The sequence below is a fragment of the Streptomyces sp. 11x1 genome, from assembly GCF_032598905.1.
GTDB lineage: Bacteria > Actinomycetota > Actinomycetes > Streptomycetales > Streptomycetaceae > Streptomyces.
The window spans coordinates 6,294,346-6,312,598 of sequence record NZ_CP122458.1; the positions used below are offsets into that span (position 1 = coordinate 6,294,346).

General features: G+C 70.0%; 7 protein-coding genes. 5 read left to right on the plus strand and 2 right to left on the minus strand.

The window, feature by feature from the left end:
- The first annotated feature begins 42 nt into the window (after positions 1 to 42).
- Both P8T65_RS27735 and P8T65_RS27740 read left to right on the plus strand, forming a co-directional pair.
- Positions 43 to 6,930 carry a polymorphic toxin-type HINT domain-containing protein gene (locus P8T65_RS27735; RefSeq protein ID WP_316727933.1) on the plus strand — a complete coding sequence of 2,296 codons (6,888 nt, stop codon included), beginning with the start codon at positions 43 to 45 and terminating at the stop codon, positions 6,928 to 6,930.
- Entirely contained in the window at positions 6,927 to 7,232 is a 306-nt protein-coding gene (locus P8T65_RS27740) for a hypothetical protein (RefSeq protein ID WP_316727934.1), read from the plus strand. The genes P8T65_RS27735 and P8T65_RS27740 overlap by 4 nt, the downstream gene beginning before the upstream one ends.
- A gap of 63 nt (positions 7,233 to 7,295) precedes the next feature.
- Here the strand turns inward: P8T65_RS27740 and P8T65_RS27745 are convergent, their stop codons facing one another.
- Entirely contained in the window at positions 7,296 to 8,711 is a 1,416-nt protein-coding gene (locus tag P8T65_RS27745) for an MFS transporter (RefSeq protein ID WP_399100459.1), read from the minus strand.
- Between the two features lie 739 nt (positions 8,712 to 9,450).
- Between P8T65_RS27745 and P8T65_RS27750 the strand changes: the two genes are divergently transcribed.
- Together P8T65_RS27750 and P8T65_RS27755 are read left to right on the plus strand one after the other, a co-directional pair.
- The gene (locus tag P8T65_RS27750) at positions 9,451 to 10,239 is read left to right on the plus strand and encodes an ABC transporter ATP-binding protein (RefSeq protein ID WP_316727936.1); all 789 of its coding nucleotides are present in this window, start codon (positions 9,451 to 9,453) and stop codon (positions 10,237 to 10,239) included.
- A complete protein-coding gene (locus P8T65_RS27755; RefSeq protein ID WP_316727937.1) occupies positions 10,236 to 12,815 on the plus strand; it encodes an FtsX-like permease family protein in 2,580 nt (859 codons plus the stop codon). Before P8T65_RS27750 ends, P8T65_RS27755 begins: the two co-directional genes overlap by 4 nt.
- Positions 12,816 to 12,910: 95 nt before the next feature.
- Here the strand turns inward: P8T65_RS27755 and P8T65_RS27760 are convergent, their stop codons facing one another.
- Positions 12,911 to 14,377: a DUF2079 domain-containing protein gene (locus P8T65_RS27760; RefSeq protein ID WP_316727938.1), complete on the minus strand. Its 1,467-nt coding sequence runs from the start codon at positions 14,375 to 14,377 to the stop codon at positions 12,911 to 12,913.
- A gap of 337 nt (positions 14,378 to 14,714) precedes the next feature.
- Between P8T65_RS27760 and mfd the strand changes: the two genes are divergently transcribed.
- Positions 14,715 to 18,248: a transcription-repair coupling factor gene (gene mfd, locus P8T65_RS27765; protein WP_316727939.1), complete on the plus strand. Its 3,534-nt coding sequence runs from the start codon at positions 14,715 to 14,717 to the stop codon at positions 18,246 to 18,248.
- Positions 18,249 to 18,253 lie beyond the last annotated feature (5 nt).

The following is an 18,253-nucleotide window of genomic DNA, read 5'->3' on the forward strand; positions in this document are numbered from 1 at the left end:
CTCTTCTCTTTCCTCATCCCTTCATCCAGGAGAACCCCTCACGTGTTGTCCAGGAACAGCTCACTGCTGCCCGAAAGCTGGGCATGGAGCAGAGCGGGCCGACGCCGACTGGCGTCCGTCGTGCTGCCCTTGTCCACGGCGATCGTCGCCACGCTGCTGAGCGCCGCCCCGGCGCTCGCCGCCGACGACGAGCGCGACCACACCGCCCTGCAGAGGGCCAGGTACGGCAAGGCCCGGCCCTTCGACCCGAAGGTCACCAAGGTCAAGGACCCGACCGTGGCCGCCGCGCGCGAGACGCTCGCGAAGGCCCGCGCGAAGGTGACGTGGCCGGACGAGTCCGCCGTGACGGTGAAGCCGTCGAAGGCACCCGCACCCAAGGCACTCAAGTCATCCCAGGCACTCAAGTCACCCCAGGCGCCCGAGGTGCGGGTCCTCGGCCGCAAGGCCACCGGTCGACTCGGCATCGACGGCCTGGTGTTCACCGTCTCCGGCGGCGACGGAACCAAGGCCGTCACCACCGTCGACTACAGCTCCTTCGCCGACGCCTACAGCGGCAACTGGTCCTCCCGGCTGCGTCTCGTCCAGCTCCCCGCGTGCGCCCTGACGACGCCGGAGAAGGCGGAGTGCCGCAGGACCACACCGGTGGCGTCCGAGAACGACGCCGAGGCGGAGACGGTGACCGCCCGGGTCGCCCCGCCGAAGGCCAAGGCGGGCGGGGCCGCGAAGCCCGCCGCCATGGTCATGGCGCTGTCCGCCGCGGCCGGCTCCGACCAGGGCACGTACGAGGCCACCCCGCTGGCGGCCTCCTCCACCTGGTCGGCCGGAGGTTCCAACGGCGACTTCACCTGGAACTACCCCTTCGAGACGCCGCCGGCCCCGGCGGGTCCGGCGCCGAACCTGTCCATCGGCTACTCCGCGCAGAGCGTGGACGGCCGTACCTCCTCCACCAGCGCGCAGTCGTCCTGGATCGGTGAGGGCTTCGACCTGTCGACCTCGTACGTCGAGCGGGCGTACGGCAGTTGTGAGGACGACGGCCAGGACAAGAAGTACGACCAGTGCTGGAAGGAGGAGAACGCCTCCCTCGTCCTGAACGGCAAGTCGACGCCGCTGCTCAAGGGTTCCGACGGTAAGTGGCGGCCCAAGAGCGACGACGGGGAGCGGGTCGTCCACGACACCGGCGCGACCAACGGCGACGACGGCGACAGCGGGGACAAGGGCGACAAGGGCGAGTTCTGGACGGTCACCTCGACCGACGGCACCCAGTACGTCTTCGGCAAGAACCGGCTGCCCGGCTGGAGTTCGGGCAAGCCGGAGACCAACTCGGTGTGGACGCTGCCGGTCTTCGGTGACGACTCCGGTGAGCCCGGGTACTCCTCCGGCGACTCCTTCTCCGGCCGCGCCAAGACGCAGGCCTGGCGGTGGAACCTCGACTACGTCGTGGACCCGCACGGCAACGTCATGACGTACTGGTACGACAAGGAACTCAACCACTACGCCAAGAACGGCACCACCGGCAACGGCACCGCGTACGTCCGCGGCGGCTGGCTCAAGCGCATCGACTACGGCCAGCGCACCGACACGATCTTCTCCACCACCCAGCCCGCCGCCGCCCGGGTGAAGTTCACGGTCGCCGAGCGCTGCCTTCCCGTCTCCGGCGGCGAGAGCTGCGGCTCGCTCACCTCGTCCAACCGCAACGCCTGGCCGGACGTCCCGTTCGACCAGATCTGCGCCGCCGACAAGCCCTGCACCGACCAGCCCAGCCCGTCGTTCTTCACCCGCAAGCGCCTGACCGACGTCACCACCCAGGTGTACGACGGTGCCGGCAGCGCCGAGAGCGACTACCGCGCGGTCAACGCCTGGCACCTGGGGCAGACCTTCCCCGACCCGGGCGACGGCTCGGACGCCGGCCTGTGGCTGGACTCCATCAAGCGCACCGGCAAGGTGGGCACCGACGCCTCCCTGCCCTCGGTCACCTTCAGCGGCGTCCAGCTGCACAACCGTGTCGACCGCACCGGCGACGACGTCGCCCCCTTCATCAAGTGGCGTGTCCGTTCGGTCCTCTCGGAGACCGGCTCCAAGCTGACGGTGAACTATTCCAAGGAGGACTGCGTCGCCGGCAGCGATGTCCCCTCCAAGCTGGACTCCAACACCCGGCGCTGCTACCCGGTCAAGTGGATCCCGCCGTCCAACCCGACGCCGGGCACCGACCCCAAGCCGCGCACCGACTTCTTCCACAAGTACGTCGTCACCCAGGTCACCGAGTCCGACCCGTACGGCGGCGCCCCGCTGAAGCAGACGGACTACACCTACAGCGGCGGCGGCGCGTGGGCGTACGACGACGAGTCGCCCATCACCCAGGCCAAGTACCGCACCTGGAACATCTGGCGCGGCTACCAGAAGGTCACCACGACCACCGGCGAGCCCACCGGCATCCGCTCGAAGTCGACGACCCTCTACTACCGGGGCATGGACGGCGACAAGCAGTCCGGGGACACCACCCGCAAGGAGACCGTCACCGACTCCACGGGCAAGGCGGTGACGGACTCCGAGCAGTTCGCCGGCCAGGCCCGCGAGCAGATCACGTACAACGGCGTCGACGGCCCCGAGACCAGCGGCACCATCAACACCCCCTGGTCCCGCACGACCGCCACGGACAAGCACTCCTACGGCACGGTCAACGCGTACATGGTCCGCACCGCCTCCACCGTCACCCGCACCCCGGTGACCGGAGGCACCACGCTGACCTCCACCAAGTCGACGACGTACGACCCGACGAGCGGTCTCGCCCTGAAGGAGGAGACCGACGCGGCCGGCGAGAAGGACTGCGTCGTCACGGAGTACGCCGTCAACGAGACGGCGTGGATCCTGTCCCTGCCGAAGCGGGTGGAGAAGGTCTCCACGGCCTGCGACGCCACACCCAAGCGGACGAACGACCCGAAGACGACCGATGCGATCTCGGACGTCCGCATGTCCTACGACGGGCAGGCGTACGGGAAGCCGCCGACGAAGGGAGACTCGACCCGGCAGGAGCGCGTCACCGGCTACGGCACCGACGGCAACGCCCGGCTCCAGACCGTCACCACGGCCCGGTACGACGCGCTGGGGCGGCTCACCGACAGCTGGGACACCAAGGGCACCCGGACCAACCACGCCGAGTACACCCCGGCCGCGGGCGGCCCGCTGACCAAGATCGTCGAGACCAACGCGCTGGACCACGCCACCACCACGGAGTACGCGCCCGACTGGGGCGTGCGGACCGCGACCGTCGACCCGAACGGCAACCGTACGGAGCTGGCGTACGACAGCTTCGGCCGGCTCACCGACGTATGGCTCGCCGACCGCGACCGGGGCGCGGGGAAGTCACCCACGCACAAGTTCGAGTACAAGATCCAGAGTACGGACGCGTCGTGGGTCGCCACCAAGTCGCTGAACAACGACGGCACCACGTACCGCACCGAGTACGCCATCTATGACGCGCTGCTGCGGCCGCGCCAGACCCAGACGCCCGCCGCCTCGGGCACGGGCCGCGTCATCACCGAGACCAAGTACGACACCCGCGGCCTGGCCGTGTCGTCCTCGGCCGACTACATCGACACCACCGCGCCCTCCGGCAAGCTCGCCAACCTGCTGACGGCGGCACCCGCCGGTGCGGAGACGGTGTACGACGGCGCCGGGCGACCGGTGATCGAGAAGATCCTCACCAACGAGAAGGAGTTCTCCCGCACCACGCACACCTACACCGGTGACACCACCACGGTGGAACCGCCCACCGGCGCCCCGGCGGTCCGGGAGAAGGTCGACGCCCGGGGCCGGCTGACCGAGAAGCTGGAGTACGACGGCAACAAGGCCACCGGCGCCTTCAGCCGCCTCACCTACGGCTACGACCACGCCGACCGGCTGACCTCCGTCAAGGACGACGACGGCAACGCCTGGTCGTACGGCTTCGACCTGCTGGGGCGGCAGACCAGCACCTCGGACCCGGACGCGGGCGCCAGCATCTCCGACTTCGACGACCTCGACCAGGTCGTGGCCACCACCGACGCCCGGCAGAAGACCATCGGCTTCACCTACGACGCGCTCGGTCGGACCACCGGCAAGCTCGACGGCAAGGTTCCGGTGGTGAACGGCGTGCCCGCGCCCGAGGACGCCAAGTACCTCGCGCGCTGGACGTACGACTCGATCGCCAAGGGCCGGCTGACCTCGGCCATCCGGTACGTCGGCGGCAAGTCCGGCAGCGTGTACGCGCTCACCAACGCCAAGTACGACAAGGCCTACCGGGTCCAGAACGAGCAGTACACGATCAGCAAGACCGAAGGAGCCCTGGCCGGCACCAACGGCACCTGGACCATCGAGAACGTCTACAACCTCGACGGCACCCTGCAGAAGCGCACCATCCCCGCGATGGGCGGCCTCGGCAAGGAGATCCTGGAGTACGGCTACACCCAGCAGCGGATGCCGGACACCCTCAAGGGCCTCACCGGCATCGTCCAGAACACCGACTACCTGCCGGCCGGCGAGCAGATCCGCACCACACTGGGCGTCTCCTCGACGGCGGACTGGACGGAGGTCAACCGGTCCTACGAGACCGGCACCAAGCGACTGGCCCGCCAGAACGTGGTCTCCGAGACCCACACCGGCACCGACGCGGACGTGTACTACCGCTACGACCTCGCCGGGAACCCGGTCGAGATCGAGGACAAGGCCACCAGCCCCACCGACCGGCAGTGCTTCACCTATGACGGCCACCGCCGGCTGAAGTCCGCCTGGACGACCACGGCCGACTGCGCCACCGCGCCCGCCAAGGCCACCGTGGGCGGACCCGGCAAGTACTGGCAGTCGTTCACCTACGACAGCGCCGGCAACCGCAAGACGGCCACCGACCACGTGTCCGGGGCCACCACCTCGTACACCTACAAGACGGCCGACCAGACCCGCCCGCACGCCTTGGCCTCCACCGAGACCAAGCAGGACGGCAAGGTCACCGCCACCACCGGCTACACCTACGACAAGGCGGGCAACACCGACCTCAGGACCGTCGGCGGAAGGACCCAGGACCTCGACTTCAACACCGAGGGCAGCCTGGAGAAGGTCACCGAGGCGGACAAGTCGACATCCGAGTACCTCAACGACGCGAGCGGCAACCGGCTCATCCGCCGTGACGCCACAGGCGCCACGCTCTACCTGGGCGAGACCGAACTGCGGCTGGACAAGGCGGGCAACGTGTCCGCCACCCGCTACTACGTCCACGGCAGCGACACGGTCGCGGTACGCACCGTGACGGGGCTGTCCTGGATCGCGGGTGACCACAACGGCACGGCCAACGTCCAGGTCGACGCGGCCACCCAGCAGGTCACGCGGCGGCAGACGAAGCCGTTCGGCGAGGACCGGGGCACGGCGGCGCCCGCGTGGGTCGGCGAACGCGGTTTCGTGGGTGGCATCGAGGACCCGACCGGTCTCACCCACCTCGGCGCCCGCGAGTACGCCCCGACCACCGGGCGCTTCCTCAGCGTCGACCCGGTGGCGGACCTCAAGGACCCGCAACAGATCAACGGCTACGCCTACAGCAACAACAACCCGGTCACCTTCGCGGACCCGGACGGCAAGTTCTTCTTCGCCCTGGTCGCGCTGTTCATCGCGATCGTCAAGTTCATCGTCGCGTTCTACAACTACGTCAGCAGCAGGTCCTCGTCGTCGAACGGCTCCGGCGGCATGTCCACGATGGGCAGCGCCAACTACGCCTCCTCGTCGGGCGGCGGCAGCAGCTGCTCGCTGGTCCAGCGGAACTACGGCATCTGCGACAACAAGGAGCCGGAGGATCCGAGGGCCGAGGGGTCGTTCAAGGACTTCGCGGCGGGCGCGGGCCACAACATCCTCTCCGGCATCGAGGCCATGTCCGAGTTCAGCCCCGGCTGCTGGTTCGAGGACTGCAGCGGCGCCACCGACATGTACGACGACTTCGTCGAGGGCAAGGGCGTCGACGAGGACTCCCAGGCGTACGACGCGGGCGACGACACCGCCGAGGTGGCGGGGTGGCTGTCCGGCATCGGAGGCGTCTTCAAGTCGCTGGCCAAGAAGCTGGTGAAGAACACCAGCAAGAAGTCGGCGAAGGACGTGGAGGCCCCGAAGCCCGACTGCACCCAGTGCTTCCTGGCGGGCACCGGCGTGCGGATGGCTGACGGTTCGACCAAGGACATCGAGGACGTCGAGGTCGGCGACGAGGTTCTCGCCACGGATCCTGAGACCGGTGAGACAGGTGCCCGTGAGGTCACTCGTCTCATCGTCACGGAGAACGACAAGCACTTCAACGAACTGTCCATCGCCACCGAGGACGGCGTCGAGCAGCTCACGGCGACCCATGAGCACCCGTTCTGGTCGCCGTCCGAGCGGGACTGGATCGAGGCACGCGACCTCCGGGCGGGCATGACCCTGCGCACGGACGAAGGAGACACGGTCGTCGTCACCGGCAACCGCGCCTTCGATCGGCACGCCCGTACGTACAACTTCACGGTCGCGGACCTGCACACGTACTACGTGCTGGCCGGCGAGACCCCGGTCCTGGTCCACAACTCCAGTTGTCCCAGGTTCATGGTCGACAAGGCCGGTAATGTCGTCGAACTTCCGCAGGTTCAGAAGACGATCAGCAAGCAGAAGCAGGATCGCCACATTCTCAACGGAAACGGATACCGAGGCGGTGGCTACTTCAATTCGCACGCCGATGCCCAGAAGGTGCTCGACGCCTACCACGGCGGCCAGGCGCAGGTGATGGGCGTGACCAAGAACGGACACATTCAGATCAGGGTTTCGAGCGTCACCGGGTACGACAACAATCCGCGGGCCGGCCGGCTGGGCGTGGCCACGAACATCTTCATGATCAAGGGAACGAAGAGTCCGAGTGTGGTGCCGATGAATCCCAACGCGAGTGCCCCGTGACCGGCCCGGACGCGCTGCGGCGCGAGAACGCCATCGTCCTGGACGCGGTTCAGGCCCTGTTGGGTCTGATCTCTGCGGACGTCGTCGCCGTCGCGGTCCTCGTCGAGACGGAACGCGTGGAACTGACGTTCTGGGTCCGCAGCCGTACGCCCGAGATCGAGGAGGACGTGGACCAGGCCGTCTTCGAACTGGACGCCCTGTTCTCCGAGGAGCACCCCCTCATCGAGAGCCGCATTCACGTGGGGCACCCGGATCCGACGATGCTCGATTCATACGGTCGGATGATCTTTTGGGCGAAGTGACGATTCGATAGCCCGGTTGCCCCGTCGACGGATCCGTCGACGGGGCAACTCCCTTTCCGGGGCTCAGTCCTTCAGTACCGGAAACCTCCGAGGCGCCAGCGCCAGCAGCGCCAGCAGGGCAGCCAGCGCCGCGCAGCCCGCTCCCAGGTAGACCGTGTGGACCGCGTCCGCGATCGCGTGGCGGTACGGTTCGGCCGCCGCTCCGGTGCCGAGGCCGTGGGTGACGGCGTCGAGGTTGCCCGAGCCGCCCAGCCGGGACGCCAGCACCCCGTTCGCGACCGCCCCGAACACCGCCGCGCCCAGGGTCTGCCCGGTCTGGCGGCAGAACAGGATGGAGGCGGTGGCCGTGCCCCGCTCCTCCCACTCCACCGACGACTGCACGCCGATGATCAGCGGCAGTTGGAAGAGCCCCAGTGCGGCGCCCAGCAGGAGCATCAGCAGCGTCGGTTGCCAGGGTTCGCCGGGGTAGGGGAGGAAGGCGAACGAGAAGAGGGCGAGCGCGGCGACCGTGATCCCGAGGACCGACGTGTTCCGGAAGCCGATACGGCGGTAGACGTGCTGGCTCAGGGCCGCCGACAACGGCCAGGTCAGCGTCCAGACCGAGACCAGGAAACCGGCGGCCACCGGAGCCAGGCCCAGTACGGACTGGGCGTAGGTCGCGAGGAACACCGTGGGCGCGACCATCAACAGGCCCAGCGCGCCGAGCGCCAGGTTCACCGCCGCGATCGTGCGCCTGCGCCACACCCAGCCCGGGATGATCGGCTCGGCGGCCCGGCGTTCGACGAGCACCAGCACGGCGATCAGGGCGACTCCCGTGCCCAGCAGCGTGATCGAGGGCCAGGAGAGCCAGGGCCAGGCCACCCCGCCCTGCACCAGCGCCGTCAGCAGGGCCCCTCCGCAGGCGAGGATCGTCAGGGCGCCCGCCCAGTCGATCCGGGGCCGGCCGCCCGTCGACTCCCTCGGCGGCTCGTGCAGATGACGGACCAGCAGCCACAACGCCACCGCGCCGAGCGGCAGGTTGATGAGGAAGATCCAGCGCCAGTCCGCGTAGGCGGCCAGCACACCGCCCACCCCTGGGCCCGCCACCGCCGACACCGCCCACACCGTGGACAGTTTGGCCTGGATCTTCGGTCGTTCCTCCAGCGGGTACAGATCCGCCGCCAGCGTCTGCACCGTGCCCGCGAGGGCGCCGCCGCCGAGGCCCTGCACGATCCGGAAGGCGATCAGGGCGGCCATGTTCCAGGCCAGCGCGCACAGCAGCGAGCCCAGCAGGAACACGGCGGCGCCGACGACGAGGACCGGTTTGCGGCCGAATGTGTCGGAGAGCCTGCCGTAGACCGGGAGGGTGACGGTGGCGGCGAGCAGATAGCCGGAGAAGAGCCAGGAGAAGACGGAGAAGCCACCGAGGTCGGCGACGATCTGCGGGACGGCGATCGAGACGATCGTGGCGTCCAGCGCGGCCAGCCCCATGGCCAGCATCAACGCGACGGTGACGGCGCTGCGGCGACCGGTATCCCCGGCGGGTGGCCCAGCCCCTTCGCCGGGCTGTCCGGCCCCGCCCGTCGGCTGTCCGGCGCGTTCGGTGGGCCGGCTCACCGCCCTGGTCGGCTGTCGGGCTCCTCCGACGTGCTGCCCGTTCCCTCCGGTCGGCCGTGCCGAGTCTCGTGTCGCCGGCCGTGTTCCGCCCGTCCGGTCGCCGCCTTGACCCCCGGCTGTCCGACCGTCGCCCGTCCGACCGTCGCTCGCCTGATCACCGCCCGCCTGGTCGCCGTCCGTCCGATCGTCGTCCACCGGATGCCTTCCCCTTGCACCTATCCGCCGGCGACCACGATGCCATTGACCCTCACGCCACGGCAGGGTGCAGCCTGGTCGTGCCGGTGGGGGACGGAGGGAGGAGGTGGACCCCGAGACGGTCTCCTCCCCAGGGGCGAGATCCCTTAGGGGTACCTCCGTACTACTGCTGGGGGCCGGTTCGTACCGCCGGAGGACGAGACGGGACGCCGTCCGTCCTTAATCTGGCTTTACGCCGCTGGGGGGCGGCGTACCGGACCCGCGAGGGTGGGGTTTACCCCCGCAGAAGACTGCGCTGGGCACCAGCGCGCCGGGCCCCGTCCGGGGGCCAGACTCATCGGCATACCAAGTCGAGCCGCTCCTACGGCTCACCCGGATCGTCCACCGAGCGGCGTAACCATCCGCTGCCCGACTTAGGAGACATACCGTGACATCGGCTGTGACCATCACCAGGCACGGGGGTACTGGAGGGACTACGGCCGTTGCCGCGCGGGCGCGGCAGGTCGTGAAGGCGTACGGGTCCGGTGAGACCCGCGTCGTCGCCCTCGACCACGTGGACGTGGACATCGCGCGGGGCCAGTTCACCGCGATCATGGGCCCCTCGGGGTCCGGCAAGTCCACCCTCATGCACTGCCTCGCCGGACTCGACACCGTGACCTCGGGTCAGATCCATCTCGACGACACCGAGATCACCGGGCTCAAGGACAAGAAGCTCACGCAGCTGCGCCGGGACCGGATCGGGTTCATCTTCCAGGCGTTCAACCTGCTGCCCACGCTGAACGCGATAGAGAACATCACGCTCCCGATGGACATCGCGGGCCGGAAGCCGAACAAGGAGTGGCTGGGCCGGGTCGTCGAGACCGTCGGCCTGAGCGACCGCCTGAAGCACCGGCCCACCCAGCTCTCCGGCGGCCAGCAGCAGCGCGTCGCCGTGGCCCGCGCCCTGGCCGCCCGGCCGGAGATCATCTTCGGTGACGAGCCGACGGGCAACCTGGACTCGCGGGCCGGCGCCGAAGTGCTGGGCTTCCTGCGCCGGTCGGTCGACGAACTGGGCCAGACCATCGTGATGGTCACCCACGACCCGGTGGCCGCCTCGTACGCGGACCGGGTGCTGTACCTGGCCGACGGCCGCATCGTCGACGAGATGTTCAAGCCGACCGCCGACGCCGTGCTGGACCGCATGAAGGACTTCGACGCCCGGGGGCGTACGTCATGACTGTCATGAAGACCTCGATGCGCAACTTCTTCGCGCACAAGGGACGCATGGCACTCTCGGCCATCGCGGTCCTGCTGTCGGTGGCGTTCGTGACGGGGACCCTGGTCTTCACCGACACGATGGGCACCACCTTCGACAAGCTTTTCGCGGCCACCTCCTCCGACGTCACGGTCAGCGCCAAGGGCGCCTCGGACAGCGGTGAGACGCAGTCCGGCAACGGCAAGCCGCCGGTCATGCCGGCGTCGGTCGTGGACAAGGTGGGCGGCGCGGACGGCGTGAAGTCGGCCGAGGGCACCGTGTTCTCGACCTCGGTGACGGTCGTCGACGCCGACAAGGACAACCTCTCGCCCACCAGCGGCGCCCCGACCATCGTCGGCAACTGGAACGCCAACGACGCCCGCACCATGAAGATCGCGTCCGGCAACGCGCCGCGCGGCCCCGACCAGATCGTGGTCGACGCGGACACCGCCGACAAGCACGACCTGAAGCTCGGCGACGAGATCGGCGTCATCAGCGCCGTCGGCACGCACGAGGCGAAGGTCTCCGGCATCGCCGAGTTCCAGGTCACCAACCCGGGCGCCGCGATCTTCTACCTCGACACCGAGACCGCGCAGAAGGCCCTCGTCGGCGAGACCGGCGTCTACACCAACGTCAACATCACCGCGGACACCGGCTTCACGGACGCGCAGGTCAAGAAGAACGTCTCCGCCGAACTCGGCGGCGCCTACAAGGTGCAGACCGCCAAGGAGATCGCGGACGCCAACGCCAAGGACGTCGGCGAGTTCATGAGCGTGATGAAGTACGCCATGCTCGGCTTCGCCGGGATCGCCTTCCTGGTCGGCATCTTCCTGATCATCAACACCTTCTCGATGCTGGTCGCCCAGCGGACCCGGGAGATCGGCCTGATGCGGGCCATCGGCTCCAGCCGCGGCCAGGTCAACCGGTCGGTCCTCGTCGAGGCCCTGCTCCTGGGCGTGTTCGGCTCGGTCCTCGGTGTGGCCGGCGGGGTCGGCCTCGCCGTCGGCCTGATGAAGCTGATGAGCGCCACCGGCATGAACCTGTCCACCGACGACCTGACCATCGCCTGGACCACCCCGGCGGTCGGTCTGCTCCTCGGCATCGTCGTCACCGTCCTCGCCGCCTATGTGCCGGCGCGGCGGGCCGGCAAGGTCTCCCCGATGGCCGCCCTGCGCGACGCCGGCGCCCCGCTGGACGCCAAGGCGGGTCTCGTCCGGGCCGTGATCGGTCTGCTGCTGACCGGTGCCGGCGGCTACTGCCTCTACCTGGCCTCCGCCGCCGACAAGGCGAGCGAGGGCTCGATGTGGCTCGGCGGCGGGATCGTCCTGTCCCTCATCGGCTTCGTCGTCATAGGCCCGCTGCTCGCGGGCGCGGTGGTGCGGGTGCTGGGGGCGGTCCTCCTGCGGGCCTTCGGACCCGTCGGCCGCATGGCCGAGCGCAACGCGCTGCGCAACCCCCGCCGGACGGGCGCGACCGGCGCCGCCCTGATGATCGGTCTCGCTCTGGTCGCCTGTCTCTCCGTCGTCGGCTCCTCCATGGTGGCCTCGGCCACCGATCAGCTCGACAAGACGGTCGGCACGGACTTCATCATCCAGTCCGACACCGGTCAGCTGATCACCCCGCAGGCCGTGCAGGCAGCGAAGTCCGCCGAGGGCGTCAAGAGCGTCACCGAGTACAAGTGGACCCAGGCCGACTTCACCACCCCCGACGGCAAGACGCTGGAGAAGACGGCGATCACCGCCGCCGACCCGAGCTACGCCACGGACCTCGCCACCGAGGTCGTCGCGGGCAAGCTGGCCGACGCCTACAGGCCCGACTCGATGTCCGTCCACGAGAAGTTCGCGAAGGACCACGGCGTCGAGCTCGGCTCGAAGATCGCCGTCGACTTCAAGGACGGCCGCACCGCCGACCTGACCGTCCGCGCCATCACCAGCAGCGACGTCGTCATCGACGCCGGGGCGATGTACACCTCCATCGACACGATGGCGACGTACGTCCCGGCCGAGAAGATGCCCCTCGACCAGCTGCTCTTCGCCTCGGCGAAGGAGGGCCAGGAGGCGGCCGCGTACAAGTCCCTCAAGGACGCGCTGCACGACTACCCGCAGTACGAGGTCCGCGACCAGACGGACTACAAGGAGGCCCTGAAGGGCCAGATCGACCAGCTCCTCAACATGATCTACGGCCTGCTCGCCCTGGCGATCATCGTCGCGATCCTGGGAGTGGTGAACACGCTGGCCCTGTCGGTCGTCGAACGGACGAGGGAGATCGGCCTGATGCGGGCGATCGGCCTCTCCCGCCGCCAGCTGCGCCGCATGATCCGGCTGGAGTCGGTCGTCATCGCCCTCTTCGGCGCGCTCCTCGGCCTGGGGCTCGGCATGGGCTGGGGCGCCACCGCGCAGCAGCTCCTCGCCCTGGAGGGCCTGAAGGTCCTCGACATCCCGTGGCCGACGATCATCGGGGTCTTCATCGGCTCGGCCTTCGTGGGCCTGTTCGCCGCGCTGGTCCCGGCGTTCCGGGCGGGCAGGATGAACGTCCTGAACGCCATCGCCACCGAGTAGCCACCGGTTGCCACCCGGCACGGGGGAGCGGGGGGAACCGGGGGAGAGCCCGGCGCCCGGAGGCGGAAGCCTCCGGGCGCCGGGCTCCGTCCGTGTCAGGAGGACGGGGGCGTGGTGGCGGGGGACGTGCGCTTCAGGAGCACGAACCCCTGGATGACGCCCCGCAGGACGTACGTGTCGCGCGGGTGCAGCTGACGGGCGTACGCGGGGACGTCCTTCACCCAGCCCGAGCGGTTGTTGAAGACGATGTAGTCGGGCGCGAGCCCCTTCGCGCGACCGATCCAGAAGACCCGGCAGCGGGACGTCAGCCGGGCTATCGGGCCGATGTTGGCCTCGACGGTCGCCCCGTCGGGGATGGTGTCGAGCATCTTGTCGACCGCCCCGACCTCGGCGGGCACCCGATAGGCGTCCGCCTTGGTCAGGCCGCCCAGCGGCAGCGCGGTCGTCAGCGCGAGCGAGGCCGCGAGGACGGCGGCGGGCAGATGCAGCGCGTACGAGCGCAGCCACGGCCGGGAGCTGCGCCGGGCGGCCGGGAGGGCGTCGACGAGCGCGAGCGTGATGATCGGCATCAGGACGGCGCTGTAGTGCCAGGCCGTGCCCCAGTAGTTGTCGTCGGAGGAGACGAACCGCCAGCCCAGGGTGGGCAGGACGGCGAGGAGGAACGGGGAGCGCAGGGCGAGCAGTCCGCTGGTCGGGATCAGCAGCCAGAGAACGGTGCGGATCTTGACGTCGAGGCCGTCGAGGGGGCCGGAGCCGCCGACCTTGGCCAGGTAGTCGGAGGAGCCGGCGGTGTTGAAGGCCGGGATGAGCAGGGTGAACGTGAGCAGCGTGGCGACCGCGCCGAACGACGCGACGCCGATGGCGTACGGCACCACGCGGGACGCTCCCTCCCGCCGGGCCCGTAGCGCGACGACCACCGCGATCGCCGCGAGCGTCAGCCCCTGGTCCTCCTTGACCAGCACCAGCGGCAGGCCCCACAGCAGCGCCGCCCGCCAGCGCCGCCGCAGCAGCGCCTCCAGGGAGAACGCGATCAGCGGGACCGCGAAGCAGATCTCGTGGAAGTCGAAGTCCACGGCGTTCTGCAGCCCCCACGACAGCCCGTACGCCACCCCGAGCGCGAGCCCCCGGGCCCGCCCCAGCATCCGTGTGGCCGCGCGGGTCACCGGCACCGCCGACAGCGCGAACAGCGCGGCCTGGATCACCAGCAGGGTCACGGGGGACGGGAACACCCGGTAGAACGGCGCCAGCAGCATGGTGACCGGGCTGAAGTGATCGCCCAGGACGTTGTAGCCCGGCCCCTTCAGCTCGACGATCGGTGCCTGGAGGTGCGCGTACGCCCGCACGGCCTGCTCGTAGATGCCGAGGTCGTATGAGCGGGTCCCCAGCCGCAGGTACCGCCCGACCGACACCGTCGCGTACGCCGCGAACAGCAGGGCCGCGAGCACGTACGGCTCCCGGCCCGCGAGGGAGAACCGCCGACCAGGGCCACCGGGCGCGCCCGAAGCCGTGACCGGCGCTGGTATGAGCGCCGACGGATTCGTGGACGGGGCGCTCGGAACCATGGGCACTCACGTTCGGGTGGGGGGCAGGGGTGCCCTATGAGGGTAGGCGGCCGCCGATTACAGGGGCGCAGCCCCTGCTTCTAGGGGCGCGGGGAACTGCGCGATCAACCACGACGCACCCGCAGGTACGAACGAGCCCTTAGCGCTCCGAGCCGAAGCGGCAGTGCCACCGCGGCGGGGGCGAGGAAAGTCCTCCGCAACCCCGTCACCGCTCGTCGTACCCTGGACACCCCCGGCCGTTCACACGAGTCCGGGCGTTCGTGTTGCCCCCGGCAGCCGATCCGCAGCCCAATCCGCCGCCCCACAGCCGAGCCCACCCGGACGGGAAACGCCCCGAATGAGCCTCCACGGTCTGCTAGACGCCGTAGTCAAGGACGCCCCCCTCGCGGAAGCGATCAGGGCGGCGTCCGACGGCCACCGCACCCACATCGACCTGGTGGGCCCCCCGGCGGCCCGCCCCTTCGCCGTGGCCGCCCTGGCCCGCGACGCCGGCCGCCCCGTGCTCGCCGTGACGGCGACGGGCCGCGAGGCCGAGGACCTGGCGGCGGCCCTGCGCTCCCTGCTGCCCCCGGACGGCGTGGTGGAGTACCCGGCCTGGGAGACCCTTCCGCACGAGCGCCTCAGCCCGCGCAGCGACACCGTGGGCCGTCGTCTGGCCGTCCTGCGGCGTCTGACCCACCCCCGCCCGGACGACCCGGAGACCGGCCCGGTGTCGGTGGTGGTCGCGCCCATCCGCTCGGTCCTCCAGCCGCAGGTCAAGGGCCTCGGCGACCTGGAGCCGGTTGCGCTGCGCACGGGCGAGACGGCGGATCTGAACCGTACGGTCGAGGCCCTGGCGGCAGCCGCGTACTCCCGGGTCGAGCTGGTTGAGAAGCGCGGGGAGTTCGCCGTGCGCGGCGGCATCCTGGACGTCTTCCCGCCCACCGAGGAGCACCCCCTGCGGGTGGAGTTCTGGGGCGACGACGTCGAGGAGATCCGGTACTTCAAGGTCGCCGACCAGAGATCGCTGGAGGTGGCCGAGCACGGCCTGTGGGCCCCGCCCTGCCGTGAGCTCCTCCTCACGGACGACGTACGCGCCCGCGCTCGCGACCTCGCCGAGCGCCACCCCGAGCTGGGTGAACTCCTGGGCAAGATCGCCGAGGGCATCGCCGTCGAGGGCATGGAGTCCCTCGCCCCGGTCCTCGTCGACGACATGGAACTGCTGATCGACGTCCTGCCGAAGGGCGCGATGGCGATCGTGTGCGACCCGGAGCGGGTGCGCACGCGCGCGGCGGACCTGGTGGCCACCTCGCAGGAGTTCCTCCAGGCGTCCTGGGCGGCCACGGCCGGCGGCGGCGAGGCCCCCATCGACGTCGACGCGGCCTCCCTGTGGTCCATCGCGGACGTCCGCGACCGGGCCCGTGAGCTGGACATGATGTGGTGGTCGGTGTCGCCGTTCGCCGCCGACGAAGAGCTCGACGCGGACACCCTGAAGCTCGGCATGCACGCCACCGAGAGCTATCGCGGCGACACCGCGAAGGCGCTCGCCGACACCAAGGGCTGGCTGGCCGACGGCTGGCGCACGGTGTTCGTGACCGAGGCCCACGGCCCGGCCGCCCGCACGGTGGAGGTGCTCGGCGGCGAGGGCGTCCCGGCCCGGCTGGAGGCCGAGCTGGGGGAGATCTCCCCGTCGGTCGTGCACGTGGCGTGCGGCTCGATCGAGTACGGCTTCGTCGACCCCGCCCTCAAGCTCGCGGTCCTCACCGAGACCGACCTGTCCGGCCAGAAGGCGGCCGGCAAGGACGGCGCCCGGATGCCCGCCCGCCGCCGCAAGACCATCGACCCGCTCACCCTGGAGGCGGGCGACTACATCGTCCACGAGCAGCACGGTGTGGGCCGCTACATCGAGATGGTCCAGCGGACCGTGCAGGGCGCGACCCGCGAGTACCTGGTCGTCGAGTACGCGCCCGCCAAGCGCGGCCAGCCCGGCGACCGCCTCTACATCCCCACCGACCAGCTGGAGCAGATCACCAAGTACGTCGGTGGAGAGGCGCCCACGCTGCACCGCCTCGGCGGCGCCGACTGGACGAAGACCAAGGCGCGCGCGAAGAAGGCGGTCAAGGAGATCGCCGCCGACCTCATCAAGCTCTACTCCGCGCGGATGGCGGCGCCCGGTCACGCGTTCGGCGCGGACACGCCCTGGCAGCGGGAGCTGGAGGACGCCTTCCCGTACGCCGAGACGCCCGACCAGCTGACGACGATCGCCGAGGTCAAGGAGGACATGGAGAAGACGGTCCCGATGGACCGCCTGATCTGCGGCGACGTCGGCTACGGCAAGACGGAGATCGCGGTGCGGGCCGCCTTCAAGGCCGTCCAGGACGGCAAGCAGGTGGCTGTCCTCGTACCCACGACCCTGCTGGTGCAGCAGCACTTCGGCACCTTCAGCGAGCGGTACTCGCAGTTCCCCGTCAACGTCCGGGCCCTGTCCCGCTTCCAGACGGACACCGAGGCCAAGGGCACCCTGGAGGGCCTGCGCGAGGGTGCCGTGGACATCGTGATCGGCACCCACCGCCTGTTCTCCTCCGAGACCAAGTTCAAGGACCTGGGCCTGGTCATCGTCGACGAGGAGCAGCGGTTCGGCGTCGAGCACAAGGAGCAGCTGAAGAAGCTCCGCGCCAACGTCGACGTGCTGACGATGTCCGCGACCCCGATCCCGCGCACCCTGGAGATGGCGGTCACCGGCATCCGCGAGATGTCGACGATCACCACGCCCCCGGAGGAGCGCCACCCGGTCCTGACGTTCGTCGGCCCGTACGAGGAGAAGCAGATCGGTGCGGCGATCCGCCGTGAACTCCTGCGGGAGGGCCAGGTCTTCTACATCCACAACCGGGTGGAGTCCATCGACCGGGCGGCGGCCCGGCTGCGGGAGATCGTCCCCGAGGCGCGGATCGCGACCGCCCACGGCCAGATGTCGGAGCAGGCCCTGGAGCAGGTCGTCGTCGACTTCTGGGAGAAGAAGTTCGACGTCCTCGTCTCCACCACGATCGTGGAGTCGGGCATCGACATCTCCAACGCGAACACGCTGATCGTGGAGCGCGGGGACACCTTCGGCCTGTCGCAGCTGCACCAGCTGCGCGGCCGCGTCGGCCGGGGCCGCGAGCGCGGTTACGCGTACTTCCTCTACCCGCCGGAGAAGCCGCTGACCGAGACAGCCCACGAGCGGCTCGCGACCATCGCCCAGCACACGGAGATGGGCGCCGGTATGTACGTGGCGATGAAGGACCTGGAGATCCGCGGCGCGGGCAATCTGCTGGGCGGCGAACAGTCCGGCCACATCGCGGGCGTCGGCTTCGACCTGTACGTGCGGATGGTCGGCGAGGCGGTGGCGGACTACCGGCGGCAGCTGGAGACCGGGGCGATCGAGGAGGAGCCGCCGCTCGAGGTCAAGATCGAGCTGCCGGTCGACGCGCACGTCCCGCACGACTACGCGCCGGGCGAGCGGCTGCGGCTCCAGGCGTACCGGGCCATCGCCTCGGTCAACACCGAGGCCGACATCGCCGCCGTGCGCGAGGAACTCGTCGACCGGTACGGCAAGTTGCCCGAGCCGGTGGAGAACCTGTTGCTGGTGGCCGGGCTGCGCATGCTGGCCCGCGCCTGCGGCGTCGGCGAGATCGTCCTCCAGGGCACCAACATCCGCTTCGCCCCGGTGGAGTTGCGGGAGTCGCAGGAGCTGCGCCTGAAGCGGCTGTACCCGGGCACGGTCATCAAGCCGGCCGCCCACCAGGTACTGGTGCCGCGCCCGAAGACGGCGAAGGTGGGCGGGAAGCCGCTGGTCGGACGGGAACTGCTGGGCTGGACCGGGGAGTTCCTGGCGTCGATCCTGGGGTCGTAGGGGTC